15 protein-coding genes are annotated in these 18,356 nt (G+C 38.3%); 9 read left to right on the top strand and 6 right to left on the bottom strand.

Translation table 11 applies throughout. The annotated features are described in order from the left end of the window. Positions 1–28 precede the first annotated feature (28 nt). On the top strand, positions 29–1,027 hold the full coding sequence (locus V4B17_RS00470; protein WP_455479579.1) for a class I SAM-dependent methyltransferase: 999 nt from the start codon (positions 29–31) through the stop codon (positions 1,025–1,027). A 19-nt stretch (positions 1,028–1,046) separates the two neighbouring features. Here the strand turns inward: V4B17_RS00470 and hslU are convergent, their stop codons facing one another. Further along, complete coding sequence (gene hslU / locus V4B17_RS00465) at positions 1,047–2,357, bottom strand: ATP-dependent protease ATPase subunit HslU (protein WP_455479578.1); 1,311 nt, start codon at positions 2,355–2,357, stop codon at positions 1,047–1,049. After that, the gene (gene hslV, locus V4B17_RS00460) at positions 2,358–2,939 is read right to left on the bottom strand and encodes an ATP-dependent protease subunit HslV (RefSeq protein WP_455479577.1); all 582 of its coding nucleotides are present in this window, start codon (positions 2,937–2,939) and stop codon (positions 2,358–2,360) included. A gap of 219 nt (positions 2,940–3,158) precedes the next feature. On the opposite strand from hslV, the gene V4B17_RS00455 reads away from it, so the two are divergent. From V4B17_RS00455 to V4B17_RS00440, 4 genes are all read left to right on the top strand, one after another. Then, positions 3,159–4,148 (top strand): asparaginase, encoded by a 990-nt coding sequence (locus tag V4B17_RS00455; protein WP_455479576.1) that lies wholly within the window; start codon positions 3,159–3,161, stop codon positions 4,146–4,148. A gap of 128 nt (positions 4,149–4,276) precedes the next feature. Further along, the gene (gene coaA, locus V4B17_RS00450) at positions 4,277–5,266 is read left to right on the top strand and encodes a type I pantothenate kinase (RefSeq protein ID WP_455480226.1); all 990 of its coding nucleotides are present in this window, start codon (positions 4,277–4,279) and stop codon (positions 5,264–5,266) included. 13 nt (positions 5,267–5,279) lie between these two features. Then, positions 5,280–6,647 carry a leucyl aminopeptidase family protein gene (locus V4B17_RS00445; protein WP_455479575.1) on the top strand — a complete coding sequence of 456 codons (1,368 nt, stop codon included), beginning with the start codon at positions 5,280–5,282 and terminating at the stop codon, positions 6,645–6,647. 164 nt (positions 6,648–6,811) lie between these two features. Further along, on the top strand, positions 6,812–7,678 hold the full coding sequence (locus V4B17_RS00440; RefSeq protein ID WP_455479574.1) for a C40 family peptidase: 867 nt from the start codon (positions 6,812–6,814) through the stop codon (positions 7,676–7,678). Between the two features lie 1,125 nt (positions 7,679–8,803). On the opposite strand, the gene mutT is transcribed toward V4B17_RS00440, so the two are convergent. The 3 genes from mutT to V4B17_RS00425 form a co-directional block, all read right to left on the bottom strand. Beyond that, positions 8,804–9,217 carry an 8-oxo-dGTP diphosphatase MutT gene (gene mutT, locus V4B17_RS00435; RefSeq protein ID WP_455479573.1) on the bottom strand — a complete coding sequence of 138 codons (414 nt, stop codon included), beginning with the start codon at positions 9,215–9,217 and terminating at the stop codon, positions 8,804–8,806. Positions 9,218–9,350: 133 nt separating this feature from the next. Beyond that, entirely contained in the window at positions 9,351–10,589 is a 1,239-nt protein-coding gene (argJ, locus tag V4B17_RS00430) for a bifunctional glutamate N-acetyltransferase/amino-acid acetyltransferase ArgJ (protein ID WP_455479572.1), read from the bottom strand. Between the two features lie 114 nt (positions 10,590–10,703). Continuing rightward, the gene (locus tag V4B17_RS00425; protein ID WP_455479571.1) at positions 10,704–11,657 is read right to left on the bottom strand and encodes a peptidylprolyl isomerase; all 954 of its coding nucleotides are present in this window, start codon (positions 11,655–11,657) and stop codon (positions 10,704–10,706) included. A 432-nt stretch (positions 11,658–12,089) separates the two neighbouring features. Between V4B17_RS00425 and secA the strand changes: the two genes are divergently transcribed. The 4 genes from secA (at position 12,090) to prmC (ending at position 17,376) form a co-directional block, all read left to right on the top strand. Next, on the top strand, positions 12,090–14,804 hold the full coding sequence (secA, locus tag V4B17_RS00420; RefSeq protein ID WP_455479570.1) for a preprotein translocase subunit SecA: 2,715 nt from the start codon (positions 12,090–12,092) through the stop codon (positions 14,802–14,804). Then, complete coding sequence (locus V4B17_RS00415; RefSeq protein ID WP_455479569.1) at positions 14,743–15,237, top strand: Fur family transcriptional regulator; 495 nt, start codon at positions 14,743–14,745, stop codon at positions 15,235–15,237. The genes secA and V4B17_RS00415 overlap by 62 nt, the downstream gene beginning before the upstream one ends. 196 nt (positions 15,238–15,433) lie before the next feature. Beyond that, positions 15,434–16,513, top strand: a complete 1,080-nt coding sequence (prfA, locus tag V4B17_RS00410; RefSeq protein ID WP_455479568.1) for a peptide chain release factor 1 — start codon at positions 15,434–15,436, stop codon at positions 16,511–16,513. Further along, on the top strand, positions 16,510–17,376 hold the full coding sequence (gene prmC / locus V4B17_RS00405) for a peptide chain release factor N(5)-glutamine methyltransferase (RefSeq protein ID WP_455479567.1): 867 nt from the start codon (positions 16,510–16,512) through the stop codon (positions 17,374–17,376). Before prfA ends, prmC begins: the two co-directional genes overlap by 4 nt. Here prmC and nrdF read toward each other — a convergent pair. Continuing rightward, complete coding sequence (gene nrdF, locus V4B17_RS00400; protein WP_455479566.1) at positions 17,373–18,347, bottom strand: class 1b ribonucleoside-diphosphate reductase subunit beta; 975 nt, start codon at positions 18,345–18,347, stop codon at positions 17,373–17,375. The genes prmC and nrdF overlap by 4 nt on opposite strands. Positions 18,348–18,356 lie beyond the last annotated feature (9 nt).

The following is an 18,356-nucleotide window of genomic DNA, read 5'->3' as shown; positions in this document are numbered from 1 at the left end:
TGGCATTTTTTCTTTGAAAGAGCTACGTGTGTTGCTATTTTTACCTTTTGAAAATCATAGCCTTCCTCTTCCCAATTCAAACCAATCTTGGTTGGGTTTTGGTTTAACAGAAATTCCTGCTCTGGAGTGGGCACAAAAATTAAAAATTATTACACCTTGGCGGCCAGATTTTTTAAAATTTGTCAATGCTCAGTTTCACTGCTCTCCTCAAATAGATAAAACTTTTGCCTATGATGGAGCACTTTTGAGTTTAAGCAAGTATCGTGGTTTAAACCAAAATTGTTTTCTTGATTTATTAGAATGTGTTAAACCTGGCGGATGGATTGTTATTGGTGGAAAAAAAACTGCTGGTGCTGCCTCAATGATGAAATGGGTCAAAACGCTTGTTCCCATCACTGATAAATTATCCAAAAACCATGGATTGGTATTTTGGCTTCAAGTTCCACAACAAATAGAGAGACAGAATATTGCACAATTCCGCTCACAACCACTCACTTTTGAAAATAAATTTCAGACCACTTCTGGCATGTTCTCACACGGTCGTATTGATCCAGGATCTGCCGCACTTGCTCCGCATATGTGTGAAGTTATTTCTGGAAAGACTGCTGATTTTGGTGCTGGCTGGGGTTTTCTTTCTTACGCTGCGCTTGAAAGAAGTGAAAAACTAACAACTCTCGACCTCTATGAAGCTGATTACAACGCTTTAGAAGCAGCAAAACAGCATCTCAAATACATAACAGCTTCTTGTCCGATTCATTTTTATTGGCATGATCTTGTGCATGAACCGATCACAGATCTGTATGATACAATCATTTCAAACCTACCGTTTCACACGCAACAAACTACAGATATTTCATTAGGGAAGAATTTTATTATAAATTCTGCAAAATACCTAAAGAAAGGTGGCAATTTGCTTCTTGTTGCTAATCGCCACCTGCCTTATGAAACGTTGTTAAAAAGCATTTTTCGCATGGTATTCATACATGAAAAAGCTCATGGTTTTAAAGTTATTGAAGCACGCCGATAGATGAAAACAAGCAATAACTCTAAAGAATGAAACGTGAAAGATCGACATCAGCAGCAAGCTCACCTATAGATTGCCTGACATAAGCAGCGTCAACTTTAAACGATGTCCCAGCTTTATCCGGTGCAGTAAAAGAAATCTCATCTAAAACGCGCTCCATCACTGTTTGCAAACGACGTGCCCCTATATTTTCAATCCTTGCATTTAAGTCCACAGCAATATCCGCTAAAGCATCAATTGCATCATCGGTAATCTCTAAATGAACCTCTTCCGTTGCCATTAAAGCAATATATTGCTTAATCAGGCTAGCTTCAGGTTCAGTCAAAATACGCCGTAAATCTTCCCTTGTTAGAGCATTTAGCTCCACGCGAATGGGCAAACGCCCTTGAAGTTCTGGCAATAGATCAGATGGCTTAGAAACATGAAACGCACCTGATGCAATAAAAAGAATATGATCTGTTTTGATTTGACCATATTTGGTGGCAATTGTTGTTCCTTCAACCAAAGGCAAGAGATCCCGTTGAACTCCTTCACGCGAAATAGCAGCACTTGCCCCACCATCTCGGGTTGCAATTTTATCAATTTCATCGATAAAAACAATTCCATCATTTTCAGCAACACGGAGTGCTTCTTGAATAATTTGATCTTGATCAAGAAGCTTTTCAGATTCATCATCAATAAGAGGCTTAAAAGCATCCTTTACTGTCGTTTTGCGAACCTTTGTACGACTCCCAATTTTGCCAAAAATATCTGACAAATTCATAATTCCCATTTGAGCACCAGGCATACCGGGAATATCAAAAGTCGAAGTGCTATTACTGTTATTATCGGCTACTTCAATTTCAATTTCTTTCTCATCCAATTCACCTTCACGCAATTTTTTGCGAAAACTATCACGAGTAGCGGGGCTTGCTGTCTTACCAACAAGGGCATCTAAAACACGTTCTTCAGCATTAACGTGAGCCTTTACTTTAACTTCATCCCGTTTTTTTTCACGCACAAGAGAAATGGCAATCTCAACAAGGTCACGAATAATTTGCTCAACATCACGTCCTACGTAACCAACTTCAGTAAATTTGGTCGCTTCTACTTTAACAAAAGGCGCTCCAGCGAGTTTTGCTAATCGTCGTGCTATACCTGTTTTACCAACACCTGTTGGCCCTATCATCAAAATATTTTTTGGCATAACCTCTTCACGCATTGAACCATCAAGCTGCTGTCTGCGCCACCGATTGCGCAGTGCAATAGCAACAGAACGTTTGGCATCATTTTGACCAATAATAAAACGGTCAAGTTCAGAAACAGTCTCACGAGGGGAAAATACAACACACATTCAAATAGCTTTCTCTAAAGAAGATAATTCTGCATCCAATGTTTCAATCGTAAAATGATCATTGGTGTAAACACAAATTTTAGCGGCAATATCCATAGCTTTACGGGCAATGGTTTCTGCATCCAAATCCATATCCATAAGTGCCCGAGCAGCCGAAAGAGCAAAATTGCCTCCAGAACCAATTGCCATAACCCCGTCTTCTGGTTCTAAGACATCACCAAGCCCTGTTAAAGCAAAAGTTACTTTCTTATCAGCCACAAGCATCATTGCTTCAAGACGACGCAAATAGCGATCCGTTCGCCAGTCTTTCGCAAGTTCTACACATGCACGCATGAGCTGATCAGGATATTGTTCAAGCTTTGTTTCCAATCTTTCCAATAAAGTGAAAGCATCTGCTGTAGCACCTGCAAAACCAGCGATAACCGCCCCACCTTTCCCAAGGCGACGCACCTTGCGTGCATTGCCTTTCATAATTGTCTGCCCAAGTGAGACCTGACCATCACCAGCAATCACTACTTTGCCACCTTTTCGTACAGTAATAATAGTTGTACCATATATTGTGTCTGGCTTATGTTCTGCCATAAGGAAACTCCTTAATATTGACTTCTATTCTTAATGTTAAGTTATTTTCAATAAATGCAAAACCCAATCATTATTGCCTTTATTTAAGAACATATACTGCAAAACACAATGATTAAGCATAATTCAATTTGTTGAAATAAAAAATGATCTCATTGTTATCAATGCAAATTGTTGCTAAATAGTTTTTGTAAACAGTTTGCGTCTTTCAAGGGAAAAATTATGAAAAGAATAGCAATAGGAACATTGGGAGGAACAATTGCAATGACTGCCGACAATTGGGGTCAAATGCAACCAACATTAACCTCTGATGTTCTTATCAAAAGTGTTCCTGACTTAAACAACGTTGCTAATATTCATGCGCAAACACTAACACAATTACCAAGTGGATCTTTGTCTTTTAAAATTCTTTTTGAAATCATGGAATGGGCAACACAGCAAATAAAGGCCGGCGCGGAAGGTGTTGTTTTAACCCAAGGTACTGATACAATGGAAGAAACAGCCTTTTTTCTTTCTCTTTATTGGGATAGAGTGGAACCGCTTGTTATAACTGGCGCTATGCGTATACCCTGTGAGGCAGGTGCTGATGGACCAGCTAACGTTTTAGCAGCAACTCGCGTCGCGGCTCATCCACAAAGTCGAAACAGAGGCGTATTAGTTGTAATCAATGATACCATTCACTCACCTTATTGGGTTCAGAAGAGCCATACCGTCAAAATTGAAACGTTTCAGTCAGGTCCGGTAGGTATTTTAGGCACTATTTTGGAAGGAAAACTAGTTTATTTTAATGATCGAAATTTTTTTCCGAGAAAATTTGGTCTTCCTAAAAACTATAATCATCAAGTTGCACTCCTATACTCCTCTTTATCCTCTGATACACAGTTAATCAAATTCTGCCTTGAAAGTGGGTATTATACTGGTGTTGTCATTGCCGGTTTTGGATCAGGACATTGCAGTTTTGAAGAGGCCGATATTGTGCGACAATATACGAAAAAGATGCCAATCGTTATCGCCAGCCGTACTTGCGCTGGCTCAACAACCCGTACAACTTATGGTTATAAAGGTTCAGAAGTCGATATGATCGCCTCTGGCGTTCTCATGTCTGGTTATTTATCAGCAGTAAAAGCACGTTTACTCTTATGGGCTTTTTTAGCTCAAGGATGCTCATTGGCACAAATTAGCACACGTTGGAATGACTGGACGATAAGCTAACGAAAGACTATCTATTTTTTAAGAGAAGAGAACACGCAAAATAAAATTCGTTTGAACACAAAACAAGCTGCTTTTTTGTCTCTCATCATTGCAGCTGTAAAGAACTTCAACAAATACAAATGACTGATATGATTTTATCAAAAATTGATCAAAAAGATAAGCTGGTCAAACCCATTTTTGATCGGCATTCACCCTATAGTATCTTTACTGCACAGGAATGGTCTCAATTTCGTGCGGATACACCCCTCGCTTTGTCCTTTGATGAAATAAAGCGTTTACGCTCAATTGGTGATCCGATTGATCTTAAAGAAGTGCAGCGCATTTATCTTTCCTTGTCGCGTCTGTTATCATGCCATGTTGAAGCAGTACAGGAACTCTTTCAAAAGCGTCAACAATTTTTACACTCAAAAGAGACTCCAAAGACTCCCTTTATCATTGGAATTGCTGGTTCTGTTGCTGTAGGAAAATCTACAACTGCTCGTATTCTTCAAGAACTTTTGAAACGTTGGACATCTAGTTTTAAAGTTGATCTGATTACCACCGATGGCTTTCTCTATCCTAACGCTGTCTTACAGAAAAAAAATCGTATGAATCGTAAAGGATTTCCTGACTCCTATGATATCAAAAAATTGCTGAACTTTCTTTCTGCCATAAAAGCGGGTGTAGGTAATGTCAGTGCCCCGCTTTATTCTCATATGGCTTATGATGTTCTAGAAAATCAGACAATTACCATTGACCGTCCCGATATCTTAATTATTGAAGGTATTAATGTGCTACAGGTTAGTGATCTTCCTAAAGACGGAAAAATGATTCCTTTCGTTTCAGATTTTTTTGATTTTTCAATCTATGTAGATGCTGAAACAGAAGTGATTCACTATTGGTATTTGGAACGTTTTAAACGTTTACGCAAAACAGCTTTTAAAAATCCTGAATCTTATTTTCACCGCTATGCATTGTTGAGTGAAGAAGAAGCTTTAAAAATCGCTGAAAATATTTGGCAAACGATTAATTTCAAAAATTTACAAGAAAATATATTGCCAACACGACTACGGTCTAATCTCATTTTACGAAAAGGAAAAAACCATTTGGTCGAATATGTCGCACTTCGACGATTATAAGGATTCTTTAAATATGCATATATATCCTATTCATTTTACCTCAACACGTGCCGATAATAGTTGTCCGATCTTTTTGGCAACTCCTAAAAATCTTGCAGATTTATCGCTTGATGCGTCAACAAGAGCATGGATGAATGTGAATGACTTCACTGGAAAAGCGGGACAAATACTCTTCGTTCCTCATGAAACAGGGCATTTAAAAAAGGTGTTCTTTGGACTTGGCAATGGTGAAGAACCTTTTATTACAGGGCTTCTTGCTAAAAACCTTCCCGCTGGTCAGTGGCATTTAGAAGGAGCATCTTCCCATGAAATGAATATCTATCTTGGGTTGGCATTCGGAAGCTACCGGTTCAACCGTTATCGTCAAAACTTTCCCCTCAAATCACTTTCAATTCATGTCAACGACACAATTGATCTCGATGAACTTCAACGTCTTTATAAAGCTGTCTTTTTTATCCGTGATCTCATTAATATTCCAGCCAATGATATGAATCCTGACACTCTCGAGAAAGAAACCCGCCAACTTGGAGAAACCTATAGTGCTCGTGTTGAAAGCATTTGTGGAGATGAGCTCCTAACACATAATTTTCCGATGATCCATGCCGTAGGACGAGCCAGCAGCACTGCACCACGACTCATTGAGATGCACTGGGGCCAAGAAAACCATCCTAAAATAACGTTGGTTGGCAAAGGTGTAAGTTTTGATACTGGAGGTCTCGATATTAAATCAGCCAATAATATGTCACTTATGAAAAAAGACATGGGGGGTGGAGCTCACGTTTTGGGGTTAGCTAAACTTATCATGGATGCCAAATTACCCTTTCGTCTACGTGTTTTGATTCCAGCCGTTGAAAATGCAATTTCTGCTAATGCTTACCGACCAGGTGACGTTCTCCAAAGTCGTAAGGGATTAAGTGTTGAAATTGGTAATACAGATGCGGAGGGTCGACTTATCCTTGCTGATGCACTTGCCTATGGTGATGAAGAAAGTCCGCAATTCATGCTTTGTATGGCGACTTTAACAGGAGCAGCACGTATAGCATTAGGACCAGATCTTCCAGCATTTTACTGTAATGATTCAATATGGGCGCAGCAAATTTCTCGATCTGCTTATTCTGTTTCCGATCCTCTTTGGCAAATGCCTCTTTGGAAACCCTATCAAGAAATGTTGTCATCACCAATCGCTGACCTTAACAATGTAACTGGAAATAACTTTGCTGGCTCTATAGTTGCTGCTTTATTTCTGAACTCTTTTGTTGAAAAAGCTGAACATTTTGCTCATTTTGACCTTTATGGGTGGGTTCCAAAGGAAAAACCAGGCTACCCCATTGGTGGTTCTGCACAAGCCATTCGTGCCCTTTATAATCTCTTTAAAAATTAATTTTGACATAAAGATAAAGTAAGCATACGAATAGATAATTATGGAAATTTAAAGGTGATTATTCTTCACCTTTAATTGTGTTCTGTAATTTACTTGAAGATAAAAATCCTACCAATACTGATTATCATGAGCCCATTTAAAGGTAAAAAATAAAAGATAAAAAAATGTTCTCTAAAGATCCTAGACTACATGCATTCAGAGATGATCTAGCAGATAAACGTCTTGAAAAAGAAGTCACAGCTCGGCGTTTTGTGCAAGGTAAAATAAGACGCGTTAATGTACCTGTTGCTGGATTGTTTAAAAAAAATAAAAAAAAAAGTGAAATGCAAACAGAATGCTTATTGGGAGAAGAACTTCTCATCTTTGAATACGGAGAATTTATGTCGTGGGGACAATCTTTAAAGGATGGTTATGTTGGCTATATTGATACAAAAGCGCTTTGCACACCAACCGTAAAACAAACACATGTTGTTTCAGCTCCACGTACTTTTCAATATTTCCAAGCTGATTTGCGTGGACCAGTGGAATATCCTTTATCCATAGGAAGCAGAGTAAGTGTTGTTGATGAAATTGAAATCCGTGAAATAAAGTATTCTATACTTGAAAATAGGAAAGCAATCATTAGTAATCATCTCAGCTCGATTGGCCAAGCGTATAAAGATTATGTTACGGTTGCTGAAATGTTGATCCATACACCTTACCTGTGGGGTGGAACCAGTGGTTTTGGAATTGATTGTTCAGGACTGATCCAACTTTCTATGATAATGGCTGGTCATGTGGTGTTACGCGATACCGACATGCAACAAAAAACTATAGGCAAACAACTCTCAGACAGCGATAAACTTCAACGAGGTGATTTGATTTTCTGGAAAGGTCATGCCGCTATTATGGTCGATCATGAAAACATTATTCATGCAAATGGTTTCTCTATGGATGTTATGGTCGAACCACTGGAGAAAGCAATTGCACGTATTGCTCAAAAATATCAACAATATCCTATGGAAAAACGTCGTCCAACACTAGGAATATAGTACACACGTTTTATATGAGCATGAGAAATAAGTGGCTCTATTATTACATCTTTTCACGAGTTCGCTTTGAATCTTTATAACGAGGTAAATCGTGATTAATTTCTGATCTTATATGGAAGAAAAATACCTTCACAAAATTATTTATGTTGAATAAATCACTTGATTTTCTTTAAACATCACATTTAACATTCATTAAAAACCCTCATCAGCATTCACACGTTTTAGAAATATCGGAAAAAATTGTAACTTGTTTACTGAATAGCTTTTATTAAAACACCCAATACCGAACGTAACATGTTGATTTATAATATATATCAACATTATACACATTGAATCAAACCTCTTAATTTGTGCCATATTTTATTATTTTAGACACTCTTATTCTGAATCAGAAAGATTATTCGAAGATAAAATTATAAAGGTAAAAATTACTTCTTGGCCTTACTGTTTATTTTTCACTCAGCTCCACGTCTTTCGAAAATATTCAGAGCGATATTTTAAAATAACGAAGAATGCGCCGCACTTTATATTCTTGTTTTTAGCATTCTTTTATGGAATTTAGGATTTTGATGAAAACACCTTCACGCTATTGCATTGCTTATGTGCGTAATCGCTTAGATACTGCATTTTCTGCTAATCTCGCCTCTCAGTGCAACCCGATGGATGCATACCGCAAAATCTATTGATATCCAAGTATCTTTATGTTTATGAAGTCATGCGCTAACCTCATCATACTTTATCCTACCACCAATATTACAGTTACTCTCATATTTTAAAAGTTCATTAATCGTATATTTCGTCCATTCTAACACTGCTTTTTAAGTTACGCTTCCCCTTATGACACGTCATTGAACAATTTTTTGATCAGCGCAATAATGTTCGAAATAATGAAATATAACACAAATTAAGAGATCTGATTCAATATGCATCATGCTTATATGTATTCTAAATCAATGCGTTATAATAAATGTGTGTCATAACAATGATTAAGCAGTTGGTCACGTAACAAAGAAAAGCTAGAAGGACTGTTCTGCAAAAAAATCTTCTTAAATCTAATCTATCATTAACGTCTCATGAAACAGAAACCTCTTATTTGTAAGCAGTACCTTCTCTTCACAAATACTGTTAAAGAAGGAGATTTTTTAATACCTGAACCAATGGCTTATCAGCATCAGGCATAGGATATTTATCAAAATCACTAATAAAAATCCATTTTAAATTTTGCCCTTCTCGTCCTTGCGCAATACCCTTATAATGGTAACAAAGATACAATGGCATTAAGAGGTGAAATGTTTCGTAACCATAGCTTGCAAATGTTAAGGGTAATAAATTATTTTTCTGCACGTGAATACCAAGCTCTTCCTCTAATTCACGAACCAATGACGCCTCTGGAGTTTCACCATGCTCAACCTTTCCACCAGGAAATTCCCATAAGCCAGCTAGTGATTTCCCCTGAGGACGCTGTGTAAGCAAAACACGATTATCTTGATCTAACAATGCGCATACAACGACAAGAAGAAGTAAACTTTTCGTACACATACCACTCTCCACCAGGAACAGTAAAAATAGCTATTTTTTCTATCATGGCCCCATCTCCAATATAAAAAATTTTAAATACCTATCCCTCTCCCCAAAGTAACAAATACCCGATGCCAAATTTATAGTGCATAAGTTAACTTCTGTAATCGCCATTGATCATAACGTACTCCTTCGTCAAATCGCAAGACCAAACTGTCGCCTTACCGCTGCCTAGGCCAATATCAACACGAATCGTGATATGTTTTTCTTGCATATAAGTGCCCATTGTCTCTTCACAGTATTCAGGATCTCGTTCGCCATTTACCGCTAAACGATGTTCACCAAACCAAATCGTCAGAAGATCACGGTCTACTTCAACGCCTGCTTTACCAACTGCCATAACCACCCGCCCCCAATTAGCATCTTCACCGGCAATAGCTGTTTTTACAAGTGGTGAATTTGCAATTGACAGAGCAATAGTCTTCGCAGAATTGTCTGTTGTAGCACCAATCACATTAACCTCAATTAAATGACGGGCACCTTCACCATCACAAACAACTTGTAGTGCAAGCTCATGCAAAAGCCCACTCAATTGCTTTGAGAATACCTCATAACGTGAATCGGATTTACTCATGAGAGGTGGTAAATTTCTTTTTGCTTTTCCTGTGGCAAACATCATGAGTGTGTCTGATGTTGAGGTATCGCTATCAACGGTAATTGAATTGAAAGACTCCTGAACGGCCTCTGATAACACAGACTGAAGAATATCCGAAGAAATTCCTGCATCGCTTACAACAAAAGATAGCATTGTTGCCATATCTGGTGCAATCATACCAGCACCTTTTGCAATCCCATTGATGGTAATAATCTCTCCTCCACAATCAAACCTGCGTGTGGCAAGTTTTGGAAATGTATCAGTCGTCATGATGGCTTTTGCAGCCTCCAACCAATTTCCTTCTTCTGCCGTTTCCGCCATAGTGGGTAAAAGATTCACAACACAAGAAGCATCCATCGGCTCACCAATAACACCGGTAGAAGCTATAAAAATCTCATTCTCTTTAACCTTTAAAGCGCTTGCCGCAGCACGCGCTATCGCATCAGTTGTCTGCTTTCCTGTGCGCCCTGTAAAAGCATTCGCATTCCCAGAATTAACAACAACGCCTCGCGCAACTCCATGGGGCAGTGACGCGCGACAATGCTCTACAGGAGCAGATGGGCACTTTGAACGCGTAAAAACACCCGCCACACTCGCTGGATCATCGAATATGATGAAAAGAAGATCTTTACGATCTTTATACTTAATCCCAGCTTCAGTCGTTGCCAATCGCACACCAGACAACGACGGAAGCTCTTGTATATTTTGGGGAGATAAAGGGGACATTTTTAAAGCCACAGCATACTTTCCACAAAAACAGATAAACAAATCTCTAGCAAATAACCTCAAGATTTTTGAACAAAATCAATCCATTATCATCAAGAAAAGATACTATTTGCTCCTTCTTTTTCACTATTCCGTGTCTTCTTCAGCAGATGTTCCATCTGGAAGCAACGTCCCATTCTGGTTAAGTGTTTGCATGAGTTTTGTGACATTAGGATCAGGATATTTTACATCTAACTTGCTACGCAAATCAACAATCAGTTTTCTGTAGCGCTCTTTTATCAACTGTGTACGCAATACCTCTTTAACATCATCAAATACAGGAGGTTCTTTCAAACGACGATCTTCTAACTTAATAACGTGCCAACCAAAAGGGCTTTCAACGGGCTTTTTAGTGTATTCACCAACTTTTAGGCCAAATGCAGCATCTTCAAAAGGCTTGACCATTTGACCATGGCTAAAATAGCCAAGATCGCCCCCAACAGCAGCAGAACCATCTGTTGAATTCTTTTTTGCAATCTCTTCAAAATTTTCTCCTTTGCTTAAACGCTTAATTACAGCTTCTGCTTCTTTTCTTGTTTTGACCAAAATATGGCGCGCTTTAACTTCATCCTCTTTGGGCAAAGCAGCAACTTCTTTATTGTAAAGAGCTTCTAAATCAGTATCCGAAATCTGGTCAACTACTGTCTGTTTAAAATAAAGCTGCTGAAGAACATTATCACGCATAACTGCCATACGTTTATCGTAAGCTTCACTCTTATCAATGCCTTTACTCATTGCTGCTTTAGCAAGTGCCTGCATATCCAGGTAAGCTTCTAAAACCATTACACGGCGTTGTTCATCAGGAAACCGCACTAAATTAGGATTTATTTCAAGCGCTAACTCGTCCAATTGCCCTGCCGTAATATTCTTCCCATCAATAACTGCCATCACATGAGAAGGGGGAACCGTTTTTTCAGAAGCTTTCTCCAAAGTCTTTAAATCATTTGACGGTGCATTCAAACTTTCTTGGGCTATCACCCCTAAACTCGTGCTCATCAATAAAATTGATGTCAAAAACAGCGTGATAAAGTTGAATTTCATAAATATACTCCTTAAAAGTGAAAGCCAGTTTAAGATTCTCATTTTCTTTACTGTAACATCTTAATCTCTAAACATAGATAAATAAATCAATAATTTTATTTTAAAAAGTGTAAACTTGTCTTTTTATCTCAGTTTATTGCATACTACCTAATGTTAACGAAAAATATGATAATATAAAAAAATGACGTATTGCATCCCAAATTACTCTGTGTTGTGTCAACTAAAAAGCATTGCTAAAGTTGACACATTGCGCTTAGCCTCTTATCTCTATTTTACAATTAGAGTGATAAATTGCACATCAACAAGTATAATGGTATCATGCATCTCATTATATTAAATGCCTTGGGGGTTTCTTGGAGGTTGCAAAGTGTGGGCAGAGCATATGAACCTGCCCAATAAAATAGTGATAACAATTAAAAGAAAGGACCAGAGATGGTCGGTTTAGGTGTCTTTGCACGTAAATTTTTTTGTTCTGCTCATGAGAGACGTCTCAAAGTTCTTCGCCAAAAAGTTATACAAATTAACGCTTTAGAAGAACAATTCGTGAAATTAAGCGATGCGCAACTTTGTCAAAAAACCGACGAGTTTCGTAAACGCCTCATGGAAGGTGAAACCATTGACTTGCTTTTACCAGAAGCTTTTGCAACTGTCCGTGAAGCAGCAAAACGTGTTTATGATATGCGCCCTTTTGATGTACAACTCATTGGCGGAATGGTGCTTCATGATTGCGGCATTGCGGAAATGCGTACAGGTGAAGGTAAAACATTAATGGCAACTCTGCCAATTTATCTCAATGCATTGGAAGGAAAAGGCGTTCATGTCGTTACGGTAAACGACTATCTCGCTGGTCGTGATGCCGAAACAATGGGGAAAATCTTTGGTTTTCTAGGACTGACAACAGGTGTGATTCTGCATGATCTTGATAATGATGCCCGCCGAGCAGCCTATGCATGTGATATCACTTATGCAACGAATAATGAATTGGGTTTTGATTATTTGCGCGATAATATGACTTTTGATCATAGTCAAATGGTTCAGCGTGGGCATCACTACGCAATTGTCGACGAAGTGGATTCGATTCTTATTGATGAAGCACGTACCCCCCTTATTATCTCAGGTTCTTTAGAAGATCGTACAGATTTCTACAACCTTATTGATACATTTATTCCCGACTTAACTCCAGAAGATTATGAAATAGATGAAAAACAAAAAACAACAACCTTTACTGAAGTCGGTACTGAAAAAATTGAGAAAATGCTTGAACAGGCAGGACATCTCAGAGGTGAAAGCCTTTATGATATAGAAAACATTGCTATCGTCCATCATATCAATAACGCTCTAAAGGCTCATAAGCTATTTGTTCGTGATAAGGATTACATAATTCGTGATGGTGAAATTGTTATCATTGATGAATTTACAGGTCGTATGATGCCAGGGCGGCGTTACTCTGAAGGACTTCATCAAGCATTAGAAGCCAAAGAGCATGTTGCTATTCAGCCGGAAAATCAGACATTAGCTTCTATCACTTTTCAAAATTATTTTCGTATGTATAGAAAATTGTCTGGTATGACTGGTACTGCTACAACAGAAGAAAAAGAATTCAGCGATATTTATGGTCTTGATGTTTTCGAAGTCCCAACAAATTTACCAGTACAGCGCCGTGATGAAGACGATGAAATTTATCGGACAGCAGAAGAAAAATATCGTGCTATCGTACGTGATATTCGTCAAGCGCACGAAAAAGGGCAACCTATCCTTGTTGGAACAACTTCTATTGAAAAGTCAGAACAATTAGCAGAACGTTTGCGAAAAGAGGGTATTACTGATTTTAGAATTCTAAATGCTCGTTATCATGAACAAGAAGCGTATATTATTGCGCAAGCAGGGGTTCCTGGGGCATTAACCATCGCAACAAATATGGCTGGTCGTGGTACTGATATACAGCTTGGTGGTAATGTCGAAATGCGTATTCGACAAGAATTACAGGATATACCCGAAGGTCTAGAGCGAACTGCTAAAATTAAGGAAATTAAAAAAGATGTCAAAAAACTCAAAGAAAAAGCATTAGCGGCTGGTGGTCTGTACGTCATCGCTACTGAACGCCATGAAAGCCGTCGTATTGATAACCAGCTCCGAGGCCGTTCTGGTCGCCAAGGTGATCCTGGTCGCTCAAAATTCTTTCTCTCTCTTCAAGATGATCTTATGCGTATCTTCGGCTCCAATCGTATGGATAGTATGCTACAAAAGCTTGGATTGAAGGAGGATGAAGCTATTATCCATCCATGGATTAATAAAGCCCTCGAAAAAGCGCAAAAGAAAGTTGAAGAACGAAATTTCGAAATTCGTAAAAATTTATTAAAATATGATGATGTAATGAATGATCAGCGTAAAGTTATTTTTGAGCAGCGTATGGAGATAATGAACGCAGATGACCTCACTGAAACGATCCTTGAAATGCGTAACGAAGTGATTGAAGATCTTGTGGAAACATATATTCCGGCTGGAACATATTCTGAAAAATGGAATGTGAGAGCTCTCCAAAAGGAGCTTCAACAACTCTTCAATCTCGAACTTCCGATAGAAGAATGGGCAAAAGAAGATGGAATTGCAGAAGAACAAATCTTGGAACGCATATCAGATGCTGTTGCCAAACTTGAAAATGAACGAACCGAACGCTATTCTCCAGAAATTATGGCTTATTTTCACAAAGCCATATTGCTTGAAACTATTGACGCTTTATGGCGTGAACACTTGGTAAGCTTAGACCATTTGCGTTCTGTTGTTGGTTTTCGTGGTTATGCGCAACGAGATCCACTCAATGAATACAAGACAGAATCATTCGAACTCTTTCAGTCCATGCTCAAAAATCTACGCAGAAACGTTACTTCTAAGCTTATGCGTTTCGAGATCATTCAACAGCCTACAGAATTACTGACATCTGTCTCCGATGATGATAGCTCTAACTTTAATGATCAAGGGGGAGAAAATACCCCAAAATTATGGGCACAAACACAAGAAAATAAGTTTATTAACTCAAAAGATCGTAATCCAAATGATGTAACTACATGGGGAAAAGTTGGTCGTAATGAGCGTTGCCCTTGTGGTTCAGAAAAAAAATACAAACACTGTCATGGGTCCTTTGCCTAAAAAGCAAAGAGTTCAAATGAATAAAGAACGAAATTATGAACAAGAATTACGCACTGCGGGTTTAAGAGTAACACGTCAGAGGCGTATTATTCTGGATATTTTGACTGATACAAACGATCATCCAAACGCGTTTGAAATTTTTCAGCGCGCCCACAAAATAGATTCCAGTATTTCGCTATCAACTGTTTACCGAACTATGAAAACATTAGAAGGAAATGGAACAATTCATCGCCATACCTTTAGTGGTGGACCGTCTCGTTTTGAGCAAGCAGATGGAAAACACCATGATCATCTCATTGATGTGGAAACAGGACAAGTTATCGAATTTCAATCCGATATCATTGAAAAGATGCAAGAGGAAATCGCCAAATCCCTTGGTTATGACATTATTCACCATCGTCTTGAGATTTATGGGAGAAAACACAACTCTTAAACAGCTGGTTTTGTACGTATTATAAAAACAGCTCCTCATGCAAATCGAATTTTATATAAGTTCATCTTAAAAACCTATAGTGTTCATTGGCAAGAAAGTTTTTCTTCTTTATTACCTCTTTTTATCCGGTACTATGAAGCAATCAATTGCCAGTATTATAAAAAAAGTATTATAAACAAATTAGGCTAATATTATCATGGTTTCTTTGCCAAAAGATCGTATGAGACAGCTTGAAAAGCGCTTTGAAATAATTGAAAGCAAAATGGCTAAAAACCCAAATGCTGAAACATATGTAAAATTAGCTTCTGAATATGCAGAATTACAGCCAATTGTTAGTTCCATACGAACATTAAATGCTCTTTACATAGAGATCACAGAGCTGGAAAATATAATCAGTGATAAACTAACAGATATAGACATGCGTAACCTCGCCCAAGAAGAGCTACCATCATTAGCTCAGAAAATGGAAAAACTTGAGCAAGAACTCCAGATTCTTCTTTTGCCTAAAGATGTTGCTGATGAAAAGAGTGCCATTGTTGAAATTCGAGCAGGAACAGGCGGATCAGAGGCAGCGCTTTTTGCAGGTGATCTTTTTCGCATGTATGAACGTTATGCCGATGCTCATAACTGGAAAATTGAAGTTGTTTCGCTTAATGAAGGGGAAGTTGGTGGATATAAAGAAATTATTGCTACCATTTCAGGTAAAGGTGTCTTCTCTAAATTGAAGTTTGAATCAGGTGTTCATCGTGTGCAACGCATCCCTGAAACAGAAACAAGTGGACGCATTCATACATCTGCAGCTACCGTCGCAGTCCTTCCAGAGGCTGAAGAAATTGATATTGAAATTCGCCCAGAAGATATTCGCATCGATACAATGCGTGCATCTGGCGCAGGAGGACAGCATGTCAATACAACTGATTCAGCTGTTCGTATTACGCATATTCCAACAGGAATTATGGTTGTGCAGGCAGAAAAATCACAACACCAAAATCGGGCACGTGCGCTCCAAATTTTACGTGCACGCTTATTCGACATCGAAAGACAAAAAGTGGAACGTGAACGCTCAGTATCTCGTAAAAACCAAGTTGGCTCTGGCGATCGATCAGAACGTATTCGTACCTATAATTTTCCACAAGGTCGTGTCACTGATCATCGTATTAATCTTACGCTGTATAAACTTGACCGCATCCTGGAAGGAAATCTTGATGAGCTTATTCATGCACTCATATCCGATTATCAAACTACCCTCCTTGCCGCAATGGATGATAATAGATGAAAAATCATTCTCTCAATAATATCATATTGAAAACGCAAGAAAAATTGCATATTCAAGGAGTGTCTGAAGCCAATCTTGATGCAAAAATACTCGTTGAATGGATAACAAATACAAATGCATATGACAGAATTTGCCAACCAGATATGCGTCTATCTTCTAAGCAAATTACACAATTAGAAAAAGCTGTACAACGACGTATCTCTGGTGAACCAGTCTATCGTATTATCGGAAAACGGGAATTTTACGGAATATCACTTGCATTATCTCAAGATACGTTAGAACCACGTCCAGACACAGAAACGCTTGTGGATCTTGTTTTACCACTCCTTCAAAAACATGCAGAAAAATCAGAAAAAATAACACTGCTTGATATGGGAACAGGAAGTGGTGCTATTGCTATTGCGATTCTCAAACAAATTCCCCAGTCCTATGCAGTGGCTGTCGATATTTCTGAAAATGCTCTTAAAACAGCCACAAAAAATGCAGAAAATGTCGAAGTTATAAACCGCTTTACACCTCTTCTTAGTGATTGGTTTGATTCTGTTACAGGTCAATTTGATCTTATTGTTTCCAATCCACCCTATATTCCCAAAAAAGATATCAAAAATCTTGCAAAAGAGGTGCGCCTGCATGATCCTCTGCGCGCTCTTATCGGTGGAAAAGATGGTATTCATTTTTATAGAAAACTTGCTCGTGAAGCAGCCAACTACTTAAAAACAAAAGGTTATGTCGCTGTTGAAATTGGCTACTCTCAAGAAAAAAAAGTCTGCGATCTGTTTGAAAAAAATGGATTCCAGTGTCTAGAAATGCGTAAAGACCTGAGCGGTATACTCCGCGCACTGCTTTTCGTATGCAATCATTAAAACTCCCAATCCTCATCCGTGGTGGCAATCGCCTTGCCAATAACATAAGAAGATCCAGCCCCTGAAAAAAAGTCATGATTTTCATCAGAGCTCGGCGATAAAGCCGCTAGAATAGCCGGATTAACACGGCAAACCTCAGGTGGGAAAAGAGCTTCAAAACCCAGATTCATTAAAGCTTTATTTGCATTATAATGGAGAAAAACTTTAACATCTTCTGTCAATCCAATGGAATCATAAAGATCTTCAGTATATTTGCATTCAATATTATAAAGGTCGAAGAGCAAGTTAAAAGCAAAATCTTTAATTTCTTTCTTTTTGGCCTCATCAAGTTTTGCAAACCCCAATTGAAATTTATATCCTATATAATAACCATGTACAGCTTCATCACGGATGATAAGCCGAATTAAATCAGCTGTATTAGTCAATTTAGCGCGGCTGGCCCAATACATGGGCAAATAAAATCCAGAATAAAATAAAAAGCTTTCCAGCAAAGTCGAAGCAATTTTCTTCTTTAGCGGATCATTTGCTTCATAACGTTCAAGCACTAATCTTGCTTTTTTCTGTAAATGAATATTTTCTTCTGACCACCTAAACGCATCATCAACTTCTACCGTCAAACATAAGGTTGAAAAAATAGAGGAATAAGAGCGTGCATGAACTGCTTCCATGAACGCAATATTCGTCAATACCGCCTCCTCATGCTCTGTTATTGCATCTGCCATAAGTGAAATGGCTCCCACAGTATTTTGAACCGTGTCTAGGAGAGTTAATCCCGTAAAAACACGAATTGTTAGCTTACGTTCTTCCTCCGTCAAACTCGACCATGAAGGAATGTCATTAGAAAGTGGAACTTTTTCAGGCAACCAAAAATTTCCAGTTAAGCGGTTCCATACTTCAAGATCTTTCTCATCATGCAATCTATTCCAATTGACAGCGCACACAACAGGGTTTTTTGTTGTAATCTTCGTCATATGATTATC

The sequence above is a fragment of the Bartonella sp. B23 genome, assembly GCF_053793815.1.
This window is presented reverse-complemented; position numbering and strand designations above follow the sequence as displayed.

What these genes read in the sequence shown, in the direction of transcription:
- hslU (WP_455479578.1), bottom strand. Translation starts at nt 2,357, where the DNA reads ATGTGTGTTGTATTTTCCCCTCGTGAGACTGTTTCTGAACTTGACCGT.
- hslV (WP_455479577.1), bottom strand. Translation starts at nt 2,939, where the DNA reads ATGGCAGAACATAAGCCAGACACAATATATGGTACAACTATTATTACT.
- V4B17_RS00455 (WP_455479576.1), top strand. Translation starts at nt 3,159, where the DNA reads ATGAAAAGAATAGCAATAGGAACATTGGGAGGAACAATTGCAATGACT.
- coaA (WP_455480226.1), top strand. Translation starts at nt 4,277, where the DNA reads ATGATTTTATCAAAAATTGATCAAAAAGATAAGCTGGTCAAACCCATT.
- V4B17_RS00445 (WP_455479575.1), top strand. Translation starts at nt 5,280, where the DNA reads ATGCATATATATCCTATTCATTTTACCTCAACACGTGCCGATAATAGT.
- V4B17_RS00440 (WP_455479574.1), top strand. Translation starts at nt 6,812, where the DNA reads ATGTTCTCTAAAGATCCTAGACTACATGCATTCAGAGATGATCTAGCA.
- mutT (WP_455479573.1), bottom strand. Translation starts at nt 9,217, where the DNA reads ATGTGTACGAAAAGTTTACTTCTTCTTGTCGTTGTATGCGCATTGTTA.
- V4B17_RS00425 (WP_455479571.1), bottom strand. Translation starts at nt 11,657, where the DNA reads ATGAAATTCAACTTTATCACGCTGTTTTTGACATCAATTTTATTGATG.
- secA (WP_455479570.1), top strand. Translation starts at nt 12,090, where the DNA reads ATGGTCGGTTTAGGTGTCTTTGCACGTAAATTTTTTTGTTCTGCTCAT.
- V4B17_RS00415 (WP_455479569.1), top strand. Translation starts at nt 14,743, where the DNA reads ATGAGCGTTGCCCTTGTGGTTCAGAAAAAAAATACAAACACTGTCATG.
- prfA (WP_455479568.1), top strand. Translation starts at nt 15,434, where the DNA reads ATGGTTTCTTTGCCAAAAGATCGTATGAGACAGCTTGAAAAGCGCTTT.
- prmC (WP_455479567.1), top strand. Translation starts at nt 16,510, where the DNA reads ATGAAAAATCATTCTCTCAATAATATCATATTGAAAACGCAAGAAAAA.
- nrdF (WP_455479566.1), bottom strand. Translation starts at nt 18,347, where the DNA reads ATGACGAAGATTACAACAAAAAACCCTGTTGTGTGCGCTGTCAATTGG.